Genomic DNA, 16,194 nt, shown 5'->3' with positions numbered 1-16,194 from the left:
GGCGGGCGGACGGGTCAGGTGTTAGAATAGTCGCCTTGTCTTGAGGATCTTCATACATGGCTCTGCTTGGGCGTTACAACAGTTTGCAAATCGTGAAACACGTGGAATTCGGCCTGTACCTGGACGGCGGTGCCGACGGCGAAATCCTGCTGCCACGGCGTTATTTCCCCAAGGATGCAGAGCTTGAACTCGATGATTGGCTCAACGTGTTCATCTACCTGGACAGCGAAGACCAACTGATCGCCACCACCGAGAAACCGAAAATGCAGGTCGGCGAGTTCGCCAGCCTCAAGGTCAAGGACATCAACGGTGCGGGTATCTTCCTCGACTGGGGCCTGTCCAAGGACCTGTTGATGCCGTATTCGGAAGAGTCGCGGCCGTTGAAGATCGGCGACTACTGCGTGGTCCACGCCTACCTGGACAAACGCACCCGGCGCATCACCGCTACCGCCAAGCTAGACCGCTACCTGGACCGTACCCCGGTGGACTACACGCCCGGCCAGCCGGTCGAGCTGCTGGTGGCCGGCGAGACGCCGATGGGCTTCAAGGCGATCATCAACAACCGCCACTGGGGCCTGATCCACAAGAACGAGGTGTTCAAGTTCCTGCGCTCGGGCATGCACGAGAAGGGTTTCATCAAGGAAGTGCGCCACGACGGCAAAATCGCCTTGAGCCTGCAACCGGTGGGCCAGGCCCTGGCCGACAGTCTCAATGAGCAGATCATGCAGCGCCTGGACGCTGCGGGGGGCGTGTTGCCGGTGTGTGACAAGAGCGATCCGGCGGTAATCAGCCAGATGTTCAATGTCAGCAAGGGCAACTTCAAGAAGGCGATTGGCGCGCTGTTCAAGCAGGGCCGCATCGTCATCCATGACGACCGGATCGAGCGGGCCTGATCAGGCCTGCACGAAGGTGCTGAAATCCAGCTGCTCGCCGCCTGGACGGGTGTCGCGCAGCAGGCTGTCGCGGTCGGCGCTCAGCGCCAGACTGATGGTCGAGCGACGCTTGCCGGGGTGGCGGATTTCCATTTGCTCCTGGTGAGCACGCAGGAAGTTGGTCGGCACCTTCAGGTGTTGCAGTTCGTCGGTCTGCGGGGTGTGCAGCAGCAGGTTGACCCAGTCGGGCTGGCCTTTGCGCAGCAGTGCCACCGGCACTTCGAACCACCACAGGTTGCGCTTGCTGTCGAGGATCGCGAACAGGGTGTTGTCGCGGCTGAGCACCGGTCGCGCCAGTGCTTCGTTGCGCCGGGCGATGGCGGTGGGTTTGTCGAGTTTCATGCAGGTTCCTGCGGGTTGACGCCAGAAAGGCCTGTCATTGTGCGGCCGACCTGATCGCGGGGCAAGCACCGCATGCCGCTGTTGAAACGGGCTTGCCAGTCATCCACCGCGTTTTCTGCTGCGCGGCCTTGCCGATTCGATGCGATAGTCGCCCGCTGTTTGCCGTTAGGCTGGCGGGTCGCAACGTGGATGAAACTCTCGCCAATGTCGGTGGGTCCACCTCATGTCGACACGATTTCCCGTGTCTTTAATGCAAGGAGTCATCCCATGAGTGGCACCAAGGATAAAGCGAAAGGCCTGGCCAACGAGGCGATCGGCAACATCAAACAGGGTGTGGGCAAGGTGACCGGTAACGACAAGCTGCGCGCCGAAGGCAAGGCCCAGGAGCTGAAGGGCGAGGCGCAGCAGGTCAAGGGTGATGTCAAGGATGCCGTGAAGAAGCCTTGACCCACAGCGCCACCTCGCGGGGCCCCTCGCACCCATGCCAGCGGCGGGGCGGGTGTCCCTCGCGAGGTTTTTTCGACGCTGCACGGAGTCGTCACACTCGCTACGTGGTCTATTAGACTTGTCCGTATCGACAAGGCCTTCGCGTTCAGTCGGCCAGCCTCAACCGATGATCAAGCGGCGAAAGGAGACGCTATGATTTTCCCCGACCTGCGCGGCCTGCCTTTGCACCGTGTACTGGTGCGTACCGTCAAGGAATTCCTAGACGACGAGATGTCTACCTACGCCTCCGCGCTGGCCTATCAGATGTTGTTTTCGTTGTTCCCGTTCTTGTTGTTCCTGATTGCCCTGATCGGTTTTCTGCACCTGCCGGACTTCTTCTCCTGGCTGCGCCTGCAATCGGAACTGGTACTGCCGCCGCAAGCCCTGGAGCAGGTCAATCCGGTGATCGACCAATTACAGCAGTCCAAGGGTGGATTGGTGTCGGTGGGTATCGTGATTGCCCTATGGACCGCCTCGGCCGGCGTGCGCCTGATGATGAGCGCGATGAACGCTGCCTACGACGTACCTGAGGGGCGTCCGGTATGGAAGCGCATTCCGCTGTCGATCATCTACACCGTTGGCATTGCCGGTATGCTGCTGGCCGCCGCCGCACTGATGGTGCTCGGGCCCCAGGTGATGGAGTGGATCGCCGCTCAAGTCGGCTTGCAGGAGGCAGTGGTCACCGTATGGACCGTGCTGCGCTGGCCCGCGATCATCATCCTGATGATGGTGGCGGTGGCGCTGATCTACTACGTGATGCCCGATGTGAAGCAGAAATTCCGCTTCATCACACCAGGCTCGGTGTTGGCGGTGGTGGTGTGGATCATCGCCTCGTTGGGCTTTGCCTACTACGTCAAGACGTTCGCCGACTACAACGCCATGTATGGCAGTATCGGGGCGATCATCGTGCTGCTGCTGTATTTCTACATCTCTGCTGCGGTACTGTTGCTCGGTGCCGAAATGAATGCGGTGATCGAGCACATGTCGGCCGAGGGCAAGAACCCCGGCGAGAAGGATTTCGACGACCAGCAGCCGACTGAGACCATCACCGTGCTCGGTCATGAACACCCCGCCCAACCCCATGAGTCCAGCCGCCCATGATCCATGACGTGCTCAAGATGGGCGACGAGCGCCTGTTGCGCATCGCCAAGCCCGTGCCGGAATCCATGCTCGGTACACCCGAGCTGCAACAACTGATCGACGACATGTTCGAAACCATGGCGCATGTCGGCGGGGTTGGGCTGGCGGCGCCACAGATCGGTATCGACCTGCAACTGGTGATCTTCGGTTTCGAGCGTAGCGAGCGCTACCCGGATGCCGAGCCCGTGCCGCGTACCATCCTGCTCAACCCGGTGATCACTGCGCAGGCCACCGAGATGGAGGAAGGATGGGAGGGGTGTTTGTCGGTGCCTGGCTTGCGTGGTGTGGTGCCGCGTTACAAGCACATCAGCTACACCGGCATCGATCCAGCGGGTAATCCCATCGCGCGCTTCGCCGATGGCTTTCACGCACGGGTGGTGCAGCACGAGTGTGATCACCTGATCGGCCGGCTGTACCCCTCGCGCATCCAGGACTTCAGCCGCTTCGGCTACACCGAGGTGTTGTTCCCTGGGCTTGAAGTGCCCGAGGACTGACCGCCGACCAATGCCACCAGCGGTTTGCTGCGTTGATAACGGGCCAGGCGCGAGGCCAGGGCCTGGGGCAGTTGCTCGGTTTCGTTGAACCCCAGGCGTGCGTAGAGCGGCGTCAGCAGCGGGTCGCAGAACAGCCAGACTGGCCCGGGATTGGCCTGCAAAGCCGCTTTCAGCAGGCGCGAGGCTACCTGCCGGCCACGATGCGGCGGCGCAACGAACAGGCCAGTCAGCCAGTGCCCGGCAGCCACGGGCACCAGGTTCAGCCCAGCGACGATTTCATCTTCCCGTGCCACCCATTGCACACCCTCGCCAGCGGCGCGCATGCGCGAGCCGTGCTGACGGTAGAAGAGCGCCAGCAAGCGGCGTTGCGGTGCGGGAAGAGGGGCGCAGGTCAGCGTTGGCATGGCGAGTCCTGAGGCAGTGGCGGTGCGCTTTGTCGCAGATTGTTGCAAATCCCGCAAGGGTGAATATCCGACTTCGGGGTTCAACTATTCTGGCGCAGGCGTAGACTTTTTCTCATCCCCACTGCAATACGAAAGCGTGGGATCGGTACTTCGTGTCATCCCGTCAGTCGATGACAACTTCTCCGCGCCATTGACGGCATCAGAAGTCACACGATCAGCCATCAAGGTTCGCTACTCATGAAAACGTTACTGATTCTTGCATTGGTCGGTATGTCCTCGTTCGCCCTCGCCGATGAGGCCAAGCCCGCCAACTCAAAACCGGTGGTCGAGCAGTACGACTATTCCACCAACCTCGACATCAAGCGCGTGATCAACCTCTCGACCCTCCCCAACGTCTGCGATGTGGTCCCGGCCACGATGACGTACGAAGACCACCACGGCCAGGTGCACACGTTGCAGTACCGTGCCATGGGCGAGGGTTGCAGCCAGAGTTGAGGCCAGCCTGACCCTGCCGCCTCTTCGGGCTGCGTTGTCATGCAGAGCACTGATATCGCAAGCGCACCGCGTACCCCGTGCCAGGCGTGGTTGCGTCACTGGATCAGGTGTATTTTCAGCACATCCAGCCCCTGCTTGAGCTGTGCCCGGCTCGCTGCTGCGGACAGGCTGATCCTGATGGCCTGGGGGATTTGCGTGGACACGGCGAACACGCTGGCGGGGACTACCTCCACCCCTTGTTCACGGCACGCCGCCGCCACCTGCTCCGGGCTGCCTGAGGTCGCCACCCAGGCATGCGGTGACGGCTCGCCATCAGCGCGCATCGCAGACCCCAGCAACGCCCGCGCCAGCCGCCAGCGTTCGGCGATTTCCTGGCGTTGCCAGGTCAGCCGCCTGGCGGCGGTGCCGTCGGTGATCCATTGGCAGGCGATGCGCAGGTTCAGCGGTGAGACCGGCCAGTGGGTGGCCTGGGCATGCGGATCGATGCGTGCCAACACGTGCGGTTCTGCGACGATCCAGCCTAGGCGCAAGCCGGCGGCCACGGTCTTGGACAGGCTGCTGACCAGCACCCCACGCCCTTCCAGTAGCGGATACAACGGTGCCCGGTCGGTCAGCGCGCCGTACACATCGTCTTCGATCACCCGCAAATCGTAACGCCTGATCACCTGCGCCAAGGCCTGGCGGCGGCTTTCGCTCATGCAGGCGCCGGTGGGGTTGTGCAGGGTTGGCGTGGTCACCAGCACCCGTGCGCCGCTGGCGCGGGCCATGCGCTCCAGAGCCTCGGGGCGCAGGCCCTCGGCATCGAGTGCCACGCCATGTACCGGCAGGTGCAATTGGCGACAGGCCGCCTTGATACCTGGCGCGGTCAGGGCCTCGACCAGCACCGCTTCGCCCGCTTGGCACAGCGACTGCAACACGCTCATCAGCGCCTGCTGGGCACCGCCGCTCAACGCTACCTCGTGCGGCGTCAGCTTCAGCCCCCGGCCGGCGAGCCAGCGCGCGCCGTGCACGCGCCCCAGGAGCAGTTGCTGCGGGCCCAGGTAGTGATCGAGCAGTGCGCTGTCGGCTTGATCGAGCAGGGCGCGCAGGCTGTCTTGCAGGTCGCTGTTGTGCGGGTCGACCACCGGCACGTTGGTCGACAGGTCGATCAGCCCGTGCCCTTGGCCTTGCTGTTTCAAGCGAAATAGCGTGGCTTCCTTGCTGCCCGCCAGCACGTAGGTGCCGCGGCCCACTTCGCCGGCTACCAGATGACGCGCTGCCGCCTCGCGATAGGCTTGCTGGGTGGTACTGGGGTTCAGCCCCAGTGCCCAGGCCAGGCGGCGTTGCGGTGGTAGGCGTTGGCCGACCGCCAGTTCGCCGTGTTCGATGGCGTTGGCGATGGCCGCGACCAGCGCCAGGTAGCGGGGCTGGCCATCGTCGGCCAGGGTAGGTATCCACACAATATTGTCGCCCATGCAATATATCGGTTGGCCCATACAATGCCCGGCGCTTAGCATCGGTTCAACCTCAGACCGATGAAGGATGCTCCTGATGTTCGACTTGTCCGCCCTGCGTGAAGCCGCCGCCTTCGTTCGCCAGCATGTCCCGCCTACCCCGCAGCACGCCTGGCCGTTGCTGGCCGAGCGGCTGGGCTGCCAGGTCTGGGTCAAGCACGAGAACCACGCGCCCACCGGGGCCTTCAAGGTGCGTGGCGGCTTGGTCTATGTCCGTTCGCTGCTGGCTGGTGGCGAGGTGCCGCGCGGGTTGGTCACCGCCACCCGTGGCAATCATGGCCAGAGCATGGCCCTGGCGGCACGTCAGGCGGGAGTGCCGTTGATCATCGTGGTGCCCGAAGGCAACTCGCGGGAGAAGAATGCCGCCATGCGCGCCCTGGGTGCGGAATTGGTCGAGCATGGCGTGGACTTCGATGTAGCGCGCGAGCAGGCCGCGCGGCTGGCCGAGGCACATGGCTATGCGATGGTGCCGTCGTTTCACCCAGAGCTGGTGCGCGGGGTCGCCACCTATGCGCTGGAACTGTTCGAGGCGGTTGCTGATCTGGATTGCGTGTATGTGCCGATAGGCATGGGTTCGGGCATTTGCGGATTGATTCAGGCGCGCAACCTGCTGGGGCTGCGTACCGAAATCGTCGGCGTGGTGTCGCAGGCTGCGGATGCCTACGCACAGAGTTTCAAGCTGGGCCGCATCGTCACCACCGACAGCGCCGACACCTTCGCCGATGGCATGGCCTGCCGCGTGCCACACCCGGAGGCATTCGCTCTGGTACGCGAGCATGCGGCGCGTATCGTACGGGTCAGCGATGCCGAGATCGGCGCTGCTATGCGCCTGTATCACGAAACCACCCATAACACCGCCGAAGGGGCAGGGGCTGCGGCATTGGCCGCGCTGATGCAGGAGCGCGAGCATCAGGCCGGCAAGCGGGTGGCGGTGGTCCTCAGCGGGGCGAACGTTGACCGCGCCGTGTATGCCCGAGTGCTTGCCCAGTAGAACGCACTGGGCCGTGGTTGGCACAAAGGGGGCGTTATTCCCTACAATCGCCGCTCCCTTTTTGCCTACCTGAGTGTGTGATGCCTTTCTCGAATGGATTCCTGCTTAGCCTTTCCCTGTGTCTGGACATCGGTATCGCCAACATCGCCATGATCACCCTGGCCATGCAGCGCGGGTTCCTCCAGGGCTTCTGGCTGGGCTTGGGCACCTGCGTGGGCGATCTGGTGTACGCCGTCGCTGCCCTGGCCGGGATGACCGTGCTGTTGCAGTTCGAGAGCGTACGCTGGGGATTGTGGCTGGGCGGATCGGCTTTGCTGGTGTGGTTTGCCTTTAAGATGCTACTGGCGGCCTGGCGTGGCGGACACCTCGAGGCGCGCGCTGAGGTGGTGATCGAGTCAGGCTGGCGCGAGTTCTTGCGCGGCATCTTCCTGGCCATGTCTTCGCCCACGGCCATCCTCTGGTTCGCGGCGGTGGGGGGCGTGTTGATCTCGCGCTCCGGCGGTGGCAGTGCCATGGACGCCGGTTTGTTCCTGGCGGGCTTTTTCGCTGCCGGGCTGGTCTGGTGCATGACCCTGTGCGGTGTCGCCAGTCACGGTGGGCGCCTGCTGGGTGACCGTTTGCTGACCTGGTCGTACCTGCTGTCGGCGGCGATCTTCTGCTATTTCGCAGGTTACGTGATCATTTCCGGTTATCGCGAGTTCATTCTGGCAGCCCCAGGGTTGTAAGCGGCGCAGTTGCACCGGCAACTGGGCAATGTCGAGCAGGCCCGCCAGGCGTGGCAACAGGCGCTGGCGCGACAGGGGCGTGAGCTGCGGTATATCGAGCGTTGTCTGCCGCGCCCGGGCTGAGCGCTGGATCGCAGGGGCGTCCGGCAGCCACCGTGCGCCCTGCTACCGGGCGTAATCAGCTGGCGACGAAGTTCGGTGGGCTGACCAATTCGACGGTTTGCTGTTTGCGCGGCGCGAGGATTTCGGCCTCGCCTTCGACTACCAGTTCGTCGTTCTGGTTGTACACGTTGGTGGCGATGCGCACCTTGAACTTGGGCAGCTTCTCGAGAATTTCCAGGCGTACGGTCAGGCTGTCGCCGATTTTCACCGGCTTTTGAAAGCTCATTTTCTGGCCCAGGTAGATGGTGCCAGGGCCTGGCAGGGTGCAGGCCACGGCGGCGCTGATCAGCGCGCCACTGAACATGCCGTGGGCGATACGCTCGCGGAACATGCTCTTGGCGGCAAATTCGGCATCCAGGTGCACCGGGTTGTGGTCACCGGACATCGCGGCGAACAGCTGGATGTCGCGCTCTTCAACGGACTTCTTGTATTCGGCTTTCTGGCCGACTTCGAGGGCTTCGTAAGGCGTGTTGGTGACCTGAGTCATCGGGGCTTCCTTGGAGGGTGGGCGAGGGCGCCGATCATTCGCTGCGGGTAGGGCGGCCAAGGGCCAGCGCCTGTTCCAGCCAGCCGATGATATCGGCGGTAACCTCATCGCGATGGGTTTCATTGAGCACTTCATGCCGCGCGCCGGGGTACAGGCGCAGTTGCACGTGGCGGTTGCCGGTCGCGCGCAGGGCGTCGGCCAGATGGGTGAGACGCTTGCCGGCACTCACCGGATCACATTCGCCGCCAATCACCAGTATCGGCAGGTTCGGGTCGATCTGCGCCAACGACCTGGGCTGGCTGATCTGCGTCAGGCCTTGAAGCAGGTCGAGCCACAGCTGGTTGCGGCAGCGAAAGCCGCAGAGCGGATCAGCGATGTAGGTGTCGACCTCGGCCGGGTCGCGGCTGAGCCAGTCGAACGCGGTCCGGTTGGGCTTGAAGGCCTTGTTGAAGGCGCCGAACGACAGCCAGTCGATCAACGCACTCTGACCCATGGGCCCTTGGCGCCAGGTTTCCAGGCGAGCGATCAGCCGCGCGGCGCGGTACAGCGCAGGCGGCTGGAAATTCGAGCCGCTGAGGATCGCCCCTTGCAGGCTGGCGCTGTGGTGCAGCAGGTAGGCCTGGGCAATGTAGCTGCCCATGCTGTGGCCGAATAAAAACAGCGGTGTGGCGGGGAACTGTTGGCCGATGTGCTGAGCCAGCACCCCCAGGTCGTTGACCACGGCATTCCAGCCATTGTGCGCGGCGAACAAGCCCAGGCTGCCGAGTTCGGCGGTGCGCCCATGGCCCCGTTGGTCGTGGGCCAGCAACGCGTAGCCGGCGGTATTCAGCGCATGGCCCAGGCGTTGGTAGCGATTGGCATGCTCGGCCATGCCATGGGCCAGCAACACCACGGCCTTGACCGGCCGGGACGGCAGCCACTGGTGCACGTACAGGCTGCAATGCTCGCTGGCAGGTAGCCAGAAGGCGTCATGGGGCATGGCGGGTCCTTGCACGCGGGGGATGGATCAACAGTGTATGCGCAAAGCGCGAGATTGCAGGAAGGGCACAAATAAGATTCACAATGTTAATGGCGGCATCTGGCGTATTTGCCACCTGGGGGGGACCTGCTAACGTCGGCTCAACGCCTTTTTGCCATACGGCAATCTGGTCAGGGACGGTCCCGGCAGAGGAACAAGAATAAATGCAAGCCGATTTCTGGAACGACAAGCGCCCGGTGGGCGTACCCTCCACCCTCGATATGACGGCCTATGCCTCGGTGGTCGACGTCTTCGAGCGCTCCTGCAAGCGCTTCGCCGACCGCCCAGCCTTCAGCAACCTGGGTGTAACCCTGAGCTACGCCGAACTCGAACGCCATTCGGCCGCCTTCGCCGCCTGGCTACAGCACAACACCGACCTGGTGCCGGGTGATCGCATCGCGGTGCAGATGCCCAATGTGTTGCAGTACCCCATCGCCGTGTTCGGCGCCATGCGCGCAGGGCTGGTGGTGGTCAACACCAACCCGCTGTACACCGAGCGCGAGATGCGCCACCAGTTCAAGGACGCCGGCGCACGTGCCTTGGTGTACCTGAACATGTTCGGCAGCCGGGTCCAGGCGGTGTTGCCGGACACCGACATCGAGTACCTGATCGAGGCGAAGATGGGCGACTTGCTGCCGAGCGCCAAGGGCTGGCTGGTCAACACGCTCGTCGACAAGCTGAAAAAGATGGTTCCGGCCTATAGCTTGCCCCAGGCCGTGTCGTTCAAGCAGGTGCTGCGCCAAGGTGCGGGCCTTTCGCATCGCGCAGTGGCGCGCACCCTGGATGACGTCGCGGTGTTGCAATACACCGGCGGTACCACGGGGCTGGCCAAGGGCGCGATGCTCACCCACGGCAATCTGGTGGCCAACATGCTCCAGGTCCTGGCGTGCTTCGCCCAGCATGGGCCAGATGGCCAGCCACTGATCAAGGAAGGGCAGGAGGTAATGATCGCGCCGCTGCCGCTGTACCACATCTATGCGTTCACAGCGAACTGCATGTGCATGATGGTCACCGGCAACCACAACGTACTGATCACCAACCCGCGGGATATTCCAGGCTTCATCAAGGAGCTGGGCAAGTGGCGGTTTTCGGCGTTGTTGGGGCTGAACACATTGTTCGTCGCACTGATGGACCACCCAGGCTTCAAAGCGTTGGATTTCTCGGCACTCAAGGTCACCAACTCTGGCGGCACTGCGCTGGTCAAGGCCACCGCCGAACGCTGGGAGACACTGACCGGTTGTCGCATCGTCGAGGGCTACGGCCTTACCGAAACCTCGCCGGTCGCCAGCACCAATCCCTATGGCCAATTGGCGCGGCTGGGCACCGTGGGCATTCCGGTGGTGGGGACGGCGTTCAAGGTAATCGACGATGACGGCAACGAGCAGCCGCTGGGGGAGCGTGGCGAGCTGTGCATCAAGGGCCCGCAGGTGATGAAAGGCTACTGGCAGCAGCCCGAGGCCACCGCCCAGGCGCTTGATACGCAGGGCTGGTTCCGTACCGGCGACATCGCGGTGATCGACCCGGACGGCTATACCCGCATCGTCGACCGCAAGAAAGACATGATCATCGTCTCGGGCTTCAACGTGTACCCCAACGAAATCGAGGATGTGGTGATGAATCACCCACAGGTGGCCAGTTGCGCAGCCATCGGCGTGCCGGACGAGCGCTCGGGCGAGGCGGTCAAGTTGTTCGTGGTGCCCAGGGCAGGAGGGGTCAGCGTGGATGAACTCAAAGCCTACTGCAAAGCCAATTTCACCGGCTACAAGGTGCCTAAGCATATCGTGCTGCGTGATTCACTGCCCATGACGCCCGTGGGCAAGATCCTGCGCCGCGAGTTGCGCGATATCGCCTGAAACAGCTGCAAGCGGTAAGTTGCAAGCCTCAAGCTGGAGCGCGTTTTGGCTCTGGCTTGCCGCTTGGAGCTGATTGTTTGGATCTCTTGTATAAATACTCTAAAAATGACCTGAATCATTCTTTGAGTCATTTTTGTGACCGTAAGGCCTGTTTCGGCCTCTAGGCGACCCCAGGCAAAGCTGTTACTCTCGGCGCGCTTTCCGAGGATCCGGTTTGCAATGAGCCGGGCTTCCATATCAATAATAAGCGCATCGACGCGTACCGAATTCGCTGTTGCTGAAGGAGCGGGCTTCCATGATCGAACATTTTTGGAAGGATAAGTACCCTGCCGGGGTCACGGCGGACATCAATCCTGACGAATTCCCCAATATCCAGGCCGTACTCAAGCAATCCTGCCATCGTTTTGCTGACAAACCTGCCTTTAGCAACCTGGGCAAGACCCTCACCTATGGCGAGCTGTACACCCTGTCCGGTGCGTTCGCCGCGTGGCTGCAGCAGCACACCGACCTCAAGCCAGGCGATCGCATCGCCGTGCAGTTGCCCAACGTCCTGCAATATCCTGTCGCGGTGTTCGGCGCCATGCGCGCTGGGTTGATCGTGGTCAACACCAACCCGCTGTATACCGCGCGGGAAATGGAGCACCAGTTCAACGACTCCGGCGCCAAGGCGCTGGTATGCCTGGCCAACATGGCGCACCTGGCCGAGAAGGTGGTGCCCAAGACCCAGGTCAAGCACGTGATTGTCACCGAAGTGGCCGACCTGCTGCCACCGCTCAAGCGCTTGTTGATCAACAGCGTGATCAAGTACGTGAAGAAAATGGTGCCTGCCTACAACCTACCCAAGGCCGTGCGCTTCAATGACGCCCTGGCCCTGGGCAAGGGTGGTGCGGTTACCGAGGCCAACCCGCAAGCGGACGATGTGGCCGTGTTGCAGTACACCGGCGGCACCACTGGGGTGGCCAAGGGCGCGATGCTCACCCACCGCAATCTGGTGGCCAACATGCTGCAATGCCGCGCGCTGATGGGCGCCAACCTGCACGAAGGCTGCGAAATCCTCATCACCCCGTTGCCGCTTTACCACATCTACGCGTTCACCTTCCATTGCATGGCCATGATGCTGATCGGCAACCATAACGTGTTGATCAGCAACCCGCGTGACCTGCCGGCCATGGTCAAGGAACTGAGCAAGTGGAAGTTCAGCGGTTTCGTCGGGCTCAACACCCTGTTCGTCGCCTTGTGCAACAACGAGGCATTCCGCGCCCTGGACTTCTCGGCGCTGAAAATCACCCTGTCTGGCGGCATGGCGCTGCAATTGAGTGTGGCTGAGCGCTGGAAGGCGGTCACCGGCTGCGCCATCTGCGAGGGCTACGGCATGACCGAGACCAGCCCGGTGGCGGCGGTCAACCCGGCCGAGGCCAACCAGGTGGGCACCATCGGTATCCCGGTGCCGTCGACCCTGTGCAAGATCATCGACGACAACGGCCAGGAGCTGCCGCTGGGCGAAATCGGCGAGCTGTGCGTCAAGGGGCCGCAGGTGATGAAGGGCTACTGGCAGCGCGAAGAGGCCACCGCCGAAATCCTCGACAGCAACGGTTGGCTGAAAACCGGCGATATCGCCCTGATCCAGCCGGACGGCTACATGCGTATCGTCGACCGCAAGAAGGACATGATCCTGGTCTCGGGCTTCAACGTGTACCCCAATGAACTCGAAGACGTGCTCGCTGCCCTGCCGGGCGTGCTGCAGTGCGCGGCCATCGGTGTGCCGGACGAAAAATCCGGCGAGGTGATCAAGGTGTTCATCGTGGTCAAGCCGGGCATGACCCTGACCAAGGAGCAGGTGATGGAGCACATGCGTGCCAATGTCACCGGCTACAAGGTACCCAAGTCCATCGAGTTCCGCGACGCCTTGCCGACCACCAACGTGGGTAAGATCCTGCGGCGTGAGTTGCGCGACGAAGAGCTGAAGAAACAGGGCTTGAAGAAGATCGCCTGATCCGGGCTTGTCGCTGAAATCCTGGGGCTGCTTTGCGGCCCTTCCCGGTCGGTCCGGCGCCAGAACCTCGCAGCCCCCTGTAGGAGCGGCCTTGTGCCGCGAAAGGGCCGCAAAGCGGCCCCAGGATTTCAGCCATAGCAAAATTGATGGGGTGTCACGCGCCCCGTTCGCGATACCACGGCGCGCTACTTCAGCGCAGCTTTTCAAGCATCTGGTAGTACCACATCCCCGCCGCCAGCAGCGGATTGCCCAGCACATCTCCCATCGGCACCTTGATGTGCTTGCAGCCTGCAAAGGTATCGAACTTTTCCAACGTGCCAGTCAGTGCCTCGGCCATGATCTCGCCCATGATGTGGCTGGTGGCGATGCCGTGGCCTGAATAGCCCTGGCAGTACCAGACGTTGTCCGACAGCTTGCCCAACTGTGGAATGCGGTTGACCACGATCCCCATCGCGCAGCTCCACTTGAATTCGATCGGCACGCCTTTGAGCGCTGGGAAAGTGCGTTCGATGCACGGTCGCAGCTCGGCCTCGATGTCTCGCGAATCACGCCCGGAATAGTTGGCGCCGCCGCCGAACAGCAGGCGCTTGTCGGCGGTCAGGCGGTAGTAGTCGAGCACGAAGCGGCAGTCATACACCGCCAGGTCCTGCGGGTTGATCTGCGCGGCCAGCTCGCCCAAGGGCGCGGTGGTGACGATGCCGCCCATGGCCGGGAAGATCTTACCCTTGAGCTGGCGCTTTTCCAGCTTGTGGTACACGTCGCCGGCGAGCATCACCTGGCGGGCGTTGATGCGCCCGTGGCGGGTGACCACGGCTGGGCGCGCGCCGTGCACTATTTCCAGGACCTCGGAGTGCTCGAAGATCAGCGCCCCGAGGCTTTGCGCGGCGCGCGCTTCGCCCAGGCACAAGTTGAGCGGATGCAGGTGCAGGTTGCGCAGGTTCTTTAGTGCACCCAGGTACAGCGGGCTTTGCAGGTGCGTGGCCATGGCCGCACGGTCGAGTAGTTGCACCTGATCGCCCATGCCGCGCCGCTCTGCCTCTGCGTACGCTGCCTTGAGTTCGTTCATGTGCGAGGATTTCATCGCCGCATGCAGGTGGCCATGCTTGAGGTCGCAGTCGATGGCGTAGCGGGCCACCCGCTGTTCGATGATTTGGTGCCCGCGCCAGCGCAGGTGCCAGATGAAATCATCCACCTCGTTGCCTAGGCGCTGGCGCATTTGCGTGCGCATGGCCTCGTCGCCCGACAGGCTACCGGTGACCTGCCCGCCGTTGCGCCCGCTGGCGCCCCAGCCGATGCGGTGGGTTTCGACGATGGCGACTTTCAGGCCGCGCTCGGCCAGCTCCACGGCTGTGGCGACGCCAGTGAAGCCGCCGCCGATGATCGCAACGTCCACCTCCTGCGTGCCCTTGAGCGTGGGGTAGACGGTGCTGTCGTTAAGGGTGGCGGTGTAGTAGGACGGCGCGCGTTGGGCGCTGTCGGTATTGATTGCTGCGTTCATGAGTAGTCCTTGTTGTAGTACGCGGGCTCAGGCCTGATGCAGGTACCAGCGCCAGTCCTGTTCACCGACCTCGGCCATGAACTGGCGGTACTCGGCCTGCTTGACCTTCAGGTACACGTCGACGAAGGCCTTGCCCAGCGCTTCCCTGGCCCAGGTCGAATGCTCCAGTGCATCGAGTGTGGTGAGCCAGTCGGTGGGCAGGTGCTCGGTGGCCTGGGCGTAGCCGTTGCCTTCGACCGGTGCGCCGGGATCGAGCTGTTCGCGGATGCCCTGGTGGCTGGCGGCGAGGATTGCTGCAGCGGCCAGGTAAGGGTTGGCGTCGGCCCCGCAGATGCGGTGTTCCACATGCCGGGTGTGGGCCGGACCACCTGGCACGCGCAGGCTCACCGTGCGGTTGTCCACGCCCCAAGTGGGCGCCAGCGGCGCGTAGCTGTTGGCCTGGAAGCGTCGGTAGGAGTTGGCGTTGGGGCAGAACAGCAACAGCGATTCGCGTAAGTGACGGAGCATGCCACCGACCGCCTGGCGCAGCAGCGCGGTGCCGGCTGCCTCGCTGCTGGCGAACAGGTTGTTGCCTTCGGCGTCCGCCAGGCTCAGGTGCATGTGCATGCCGGTGCCGGCCAACTGGGCGAACGGTTTAGCCATGAAGCAGGCCTGCATGCCGTGGGCGTTGGCCACGCCCTTGACCAGACGCTTGTAGCGCACGGCTTGGTCCATCGCCGCGAGCGCGTCGCCGTGTTCCAAGGTGATCTCCACCTGGCCGGGGGCGTATTCGGAAATCGCCGTGCGCGCCGGAATGCCTTGCGCCTTGCAGGCGGCGTAGAGATCGGCCAGGAACGGCTCGATCTGCTCAAGCTCACGCAGGCCGTACACCTGCGTGGTGCGTGGCCTGCCGCCATCGCGGTCCAGCGCCGGTTGCGGCCGACCATCGGCATCGCGCTGCTGGTCGAGCAGGTAGAACTCCAGCTCGCAGGCCATCACCGGATGGTAGCCGTCGGACTTGAGGGCATCGATGGTGCGGATCAGCACATGGCGCGGGTCGGCGATGCTCGCAGGCAGCCCTTCGCTGGGGTGCATGCTGACCTGTACGGCGGCCGTCGGCACGCGGCGCCAGGGCAGGCGCACCAGGCTGTCTGCGAGGGGGTAGGCGCGGCAATCGATATCGCCGACGTCCCACACCAGGCCCGAATTCTCCACGTCGTCGCCGTTGAGGGGCAGGCCCAGGATGGTGCTGGGCAGCGGGCGCCCGCTGTCGAACACCGCCAGCAGTTCGTCACGGTGCAGCAGCTTGCCGCGGGGGACGCCGTTGGCGTCGAGGATGAACAGTTCGATCAGCTCGATATCGGGATTTTCGGCCAGGAAGCGTCTGGCCTGCTCTGCAGGAGCAAAGTGCATGATGGGTTCGCTCGCGCCCACGGGCGCATGGGACCGCCTGCCAGGCAGGTGCGGTCGGACTGAAAGACCGGCGCAGGTGGCCGGAACGGGTCAGTGCAGGGCGGGCGAGGTGTCCGGTGGGCGCGCGTGGCGGCAATGCCACAGGGCCCAGAAGGCGAGGATGATATGCACCAGCGGATTCTCGCCGGCACGCGCCCTGGCCTTCGGCAGCGAAGGGTGGGGCAGTAGGCGGGCAATCAGCGGGTCGGGGAGCATGAATCGATACTCACATGGGGCGTAAGGTTGATTA

17 protein-coding genes are annotated in these 16,194 nt (G+C 63.3%); 9 read left to right on the top strand and 8 right to left on the bottom strand.

Features of this window, described 5'->3' with window-relative positions; all coding sequences use genetic code 11:
• The first annotated feature begins 56 nt into the window (after nt 1–56).
• On the top strand, nt 57–893 hold the full coding sequence (locus tag ACNFIC_RS04415) for a S1 RNA-binding domain-containing protein (RefSeq protein ID WP_138218341.1): 837 nt from the start codon (nt 57–59) through the stop codon (nt 891–893).
• Here ACNFIC_RS04415 and ACNFIC_RS04410 read toward each other — a convergent pair whose 3' ends face one another.
• On the bottom strand, nt 894–1,274 hold the full coding sequence (locus ACNFIC_RS04410; RefSeq protein ID WP_138218340.1) for a hypothetical protein: 381 nt from the start codon (nt 1,272–1,274) through the stop codon (nt 894–896). It lies immediately after the preceding gene.
• Between the two features lie 267 nt (nt 1,275–1,541).
• Between ACNFIC_RS04410 and ACNFIC_RS04405 the strand changes: the two genes are divergently transcribed.
• The 3 genes from ACNFIC_RS04405 (at nt 1,542) to def (ending at nt 3,394) form a co-directional block, all read left to right on the top strand.
• Complete coding sequence (locus tag ACNFIC_RS04405; RefSeq protein ID WP_138218339.1) at nt 1,542–1,721, top strand: CsbD family protein; 180 nt, start codon at nt 1,542–1,544, stop codon at nt 1,719–1,721.
• A 192-nt stretch (nt 1,722–1,913) separates the two neighbouring features.
• Nucleotides 1,914–2,861, top strand: coding sequence for a YihY/virulence factor BrkB family protein (locus ACNFIC_RS04400; protein WP_416780086.1), 948 nt, complete (start codon nt 1,914–1,916; stop codon nt 2,859–2,861).
• A complete protein-coding gene (gene def / locus ACNFIC_RS04395) occupies nt 2,858–3,394 on the top strand; it encodes a peptide deformylase (RefSeq protein WP_416780084.1) in 537 nt (178 codons plus the stop codon). Before ACNFIC_RS04400 ends, def begins: the two co-directional genes overlap by 4 nt.
• Here def and ACNFIC_RS04390 read toward each other — a convergent pair.
• Nucleotides 3,349–3,798, bottom strand: a complete 450-nt coding sequence (locus ACNFIC_RS04390; RefSeq protein ID WP_416780082.1) for a GNAT family N-acetyltransferase — start codon at nt 3,796–3,798, stop codon at nt 3,349–3,351. The two genes, def and ACNFIC_RS04390, sit on opposite strands and share 46 nt — an antisense overlap.
• A 237-nt stretch (nt 3,799–4,035) precedes the next feature.
• Between ACNFIC_RS04390 and ACNFIC_RS04385 the strand changes: the two genes are divergently transcribed.
• The gene (locus tag ACNFIC_RS04385; RefSeq protein ID WP_416780080.1) at nt 4,036–4,293 is read left to right on the top strand and encodes a DUF2790 domain-containing protein; all 258 of its coding nucleotides are present in this window, start codon (nt 4,036–4,038) and stop codon (nt 4,291–4,293) included.
• 95 nt (nt 4,294–4,388) lie between these two features.
• Here ACNFIC_RS04385 and ACNFIC_RS04380 read toward each other — a convergent pair whose 3' ends face one another.
• A complete protein-coding gene (locus tag ACNFIC_RS04380; RefSeq protein WP_416780079.1) occupies nt 4,389–5,747 on the bottom strand; it encodes a PLP-dependent aminotransferase family protein in 1,359 nt (452 codons plus the stop codon).
• A gap of 76 nt (nt 5,748–5,823) precedes the next feature.
• On the opposite strand from ACNFIC_RS04380, the gene ACNFIC_RS04375 reads away from it, so the two are divergent.
• Nucleotides 5,824–6,777 carry a threonine dehydratase gene (locus ACNFIC_RS04375; RefSeq protein ID WP_416780077.1) on the top strand — a complete coding sequence of 318 codons (954 nt, stop codon included), beginning with the start codon at nt 5,824–5,826 and terminating at the stop codon, nt 6,775–6,777.
• A gap of 80 nt (nt 6,778–6,857) precedes the next feature.
• Nucleotides 6,858–7,502, top strand: a complete 645-nt coding sequence (locus ACNFIC_RS04370; protein WP_138218333.1) for a LysE family translocator — start codon at nt 6,858–6,860, stop codon at nt 7,500–7,502.
• Between the two features lie 178 nt (nt 7,503–7,680).
• Here the strand turns inward: ACNFIC_RS04370 and ACNFIC_RS04365 are convergent, their stop codons facing one another.
• Nucleotides 7,681–8,151: a MaoC family dehydratase gene (locus ACNFIC_RS04365; RefSeq protein ID WP_138218332.1), complete on the bottom strand. Its 471-nt coding sequence runs from the start codon at nt 8,149–8,151 to the stop codon at nt 7,681–7,683.
• A gap of 34 nt (nt 8,152–8,185) precedes the next feature.
• Nucleotides 8,186–9,130: a lysophospholipase gene (locus ACNFIC_RS04360; protein ID WP_416780074.1), complete on the bottom strand. Its 945-nt coding sequence runs from the start codon at nt 9,128–9,130 to the stop codon at nt 8,186–8,188.
• Between the two features lie 203 nt (nt 9,131–9,333).
• On the opposite strand from ACNFIC_RS04360, the gene fadD2 reads away from it, so the two are divergent.
• Nucleotides 9,334–11,022, top strand: coding sequence for a long-chain-fatty-acid--CoA ligase FadD2 (fadD2, locus tag ACNFIC_RS04355; protein WP_138218330.1), 1,689 nt, complete (start codon nt 9,334–9,336; stop codon nt 11,020–11,022).
• Between the two features lie 295 nt (nt 11,023–11,317).
• Complete coding sequence (fadD1, locus tag ACNFIC_RS04350; RefSeq protein WP_416780073.1) at nt 11,318–13,015, top strand: long-chain-fatty-acid--CoA ligase FadD1; 1,698 nt, start codon at nt 11,318–11,320, stop codon at nt 13,013–13,015.
• A 190-nt stretch (nt 13,016–13,205) separates the two neighbouring features.
• On the opposite strand, the gene ACNFIC_RS04345 is transcribed toward fadD1, so the two are convergent.
• The 3 genes from ACNFIC_RS04345 to ACNFIC_RS04335 all read right to left on the bottom strand — a co-directional run bounded on the left by ACNFIC_RS04345 (nt 13,206) and on the right by ACNFIC_RS04335 (nt 16,160).
• Entirely contained in the window at nt 13,206–14,513 is a 1,308-nt protein-coding gene (locus ACNFIC_RS04345) for an NAD(P)/FAD-dependent oxidoreductase (protein WP_138218328.1), read from the bottom strand.
• Between the two features lie 27 nt (nt 14,514–14,540).
• On the bottom strand, nt 14,541–15,905 hold the full coding sequence (locus ACNFIC_RS04340; protein ID WP_416780071.1) for a glutamine synthetase family protein: 1,365 nt from the start codon (nt 15,903–15,905) through the stop codon (nt 14,541–14,543).
• Nucleotides 15,906–15,995: 90 nt separating this feature from the next.
• Nucleotides 15,996–16,160 carry a hypothetical protein gene (locus tag ACNFIC_RS04335; RefSeq protein WP_171030912.1) on the bottom strand — a complete coding sequence of 55 codons (165 nt, stop codon included), beginning with the start codon at nt 16,158–16,160 and terminating at the stop codon, nt 15,996–15,998.
• Nucleotides 16,161–16,194 lie beyond the last annotated feature (34 nt).

The organism is Pseudomonas sp. NY15463 (genome assembly GCF_048068415.1).
Taxonomy (GTDB): domain Bacteria; phylum Pseudomonadota; class Gammaproteobacteria; order Pseudomonadales; family Pseudomonadaceae; genus Aquipseudomonas; species Aquipseudomonas mosselii_C.
The sequence above is the reverse complement of the archived record's forward strand: the minus strand, read 5'-3'. Positions and strand labels throughout refer to the sequence as shown.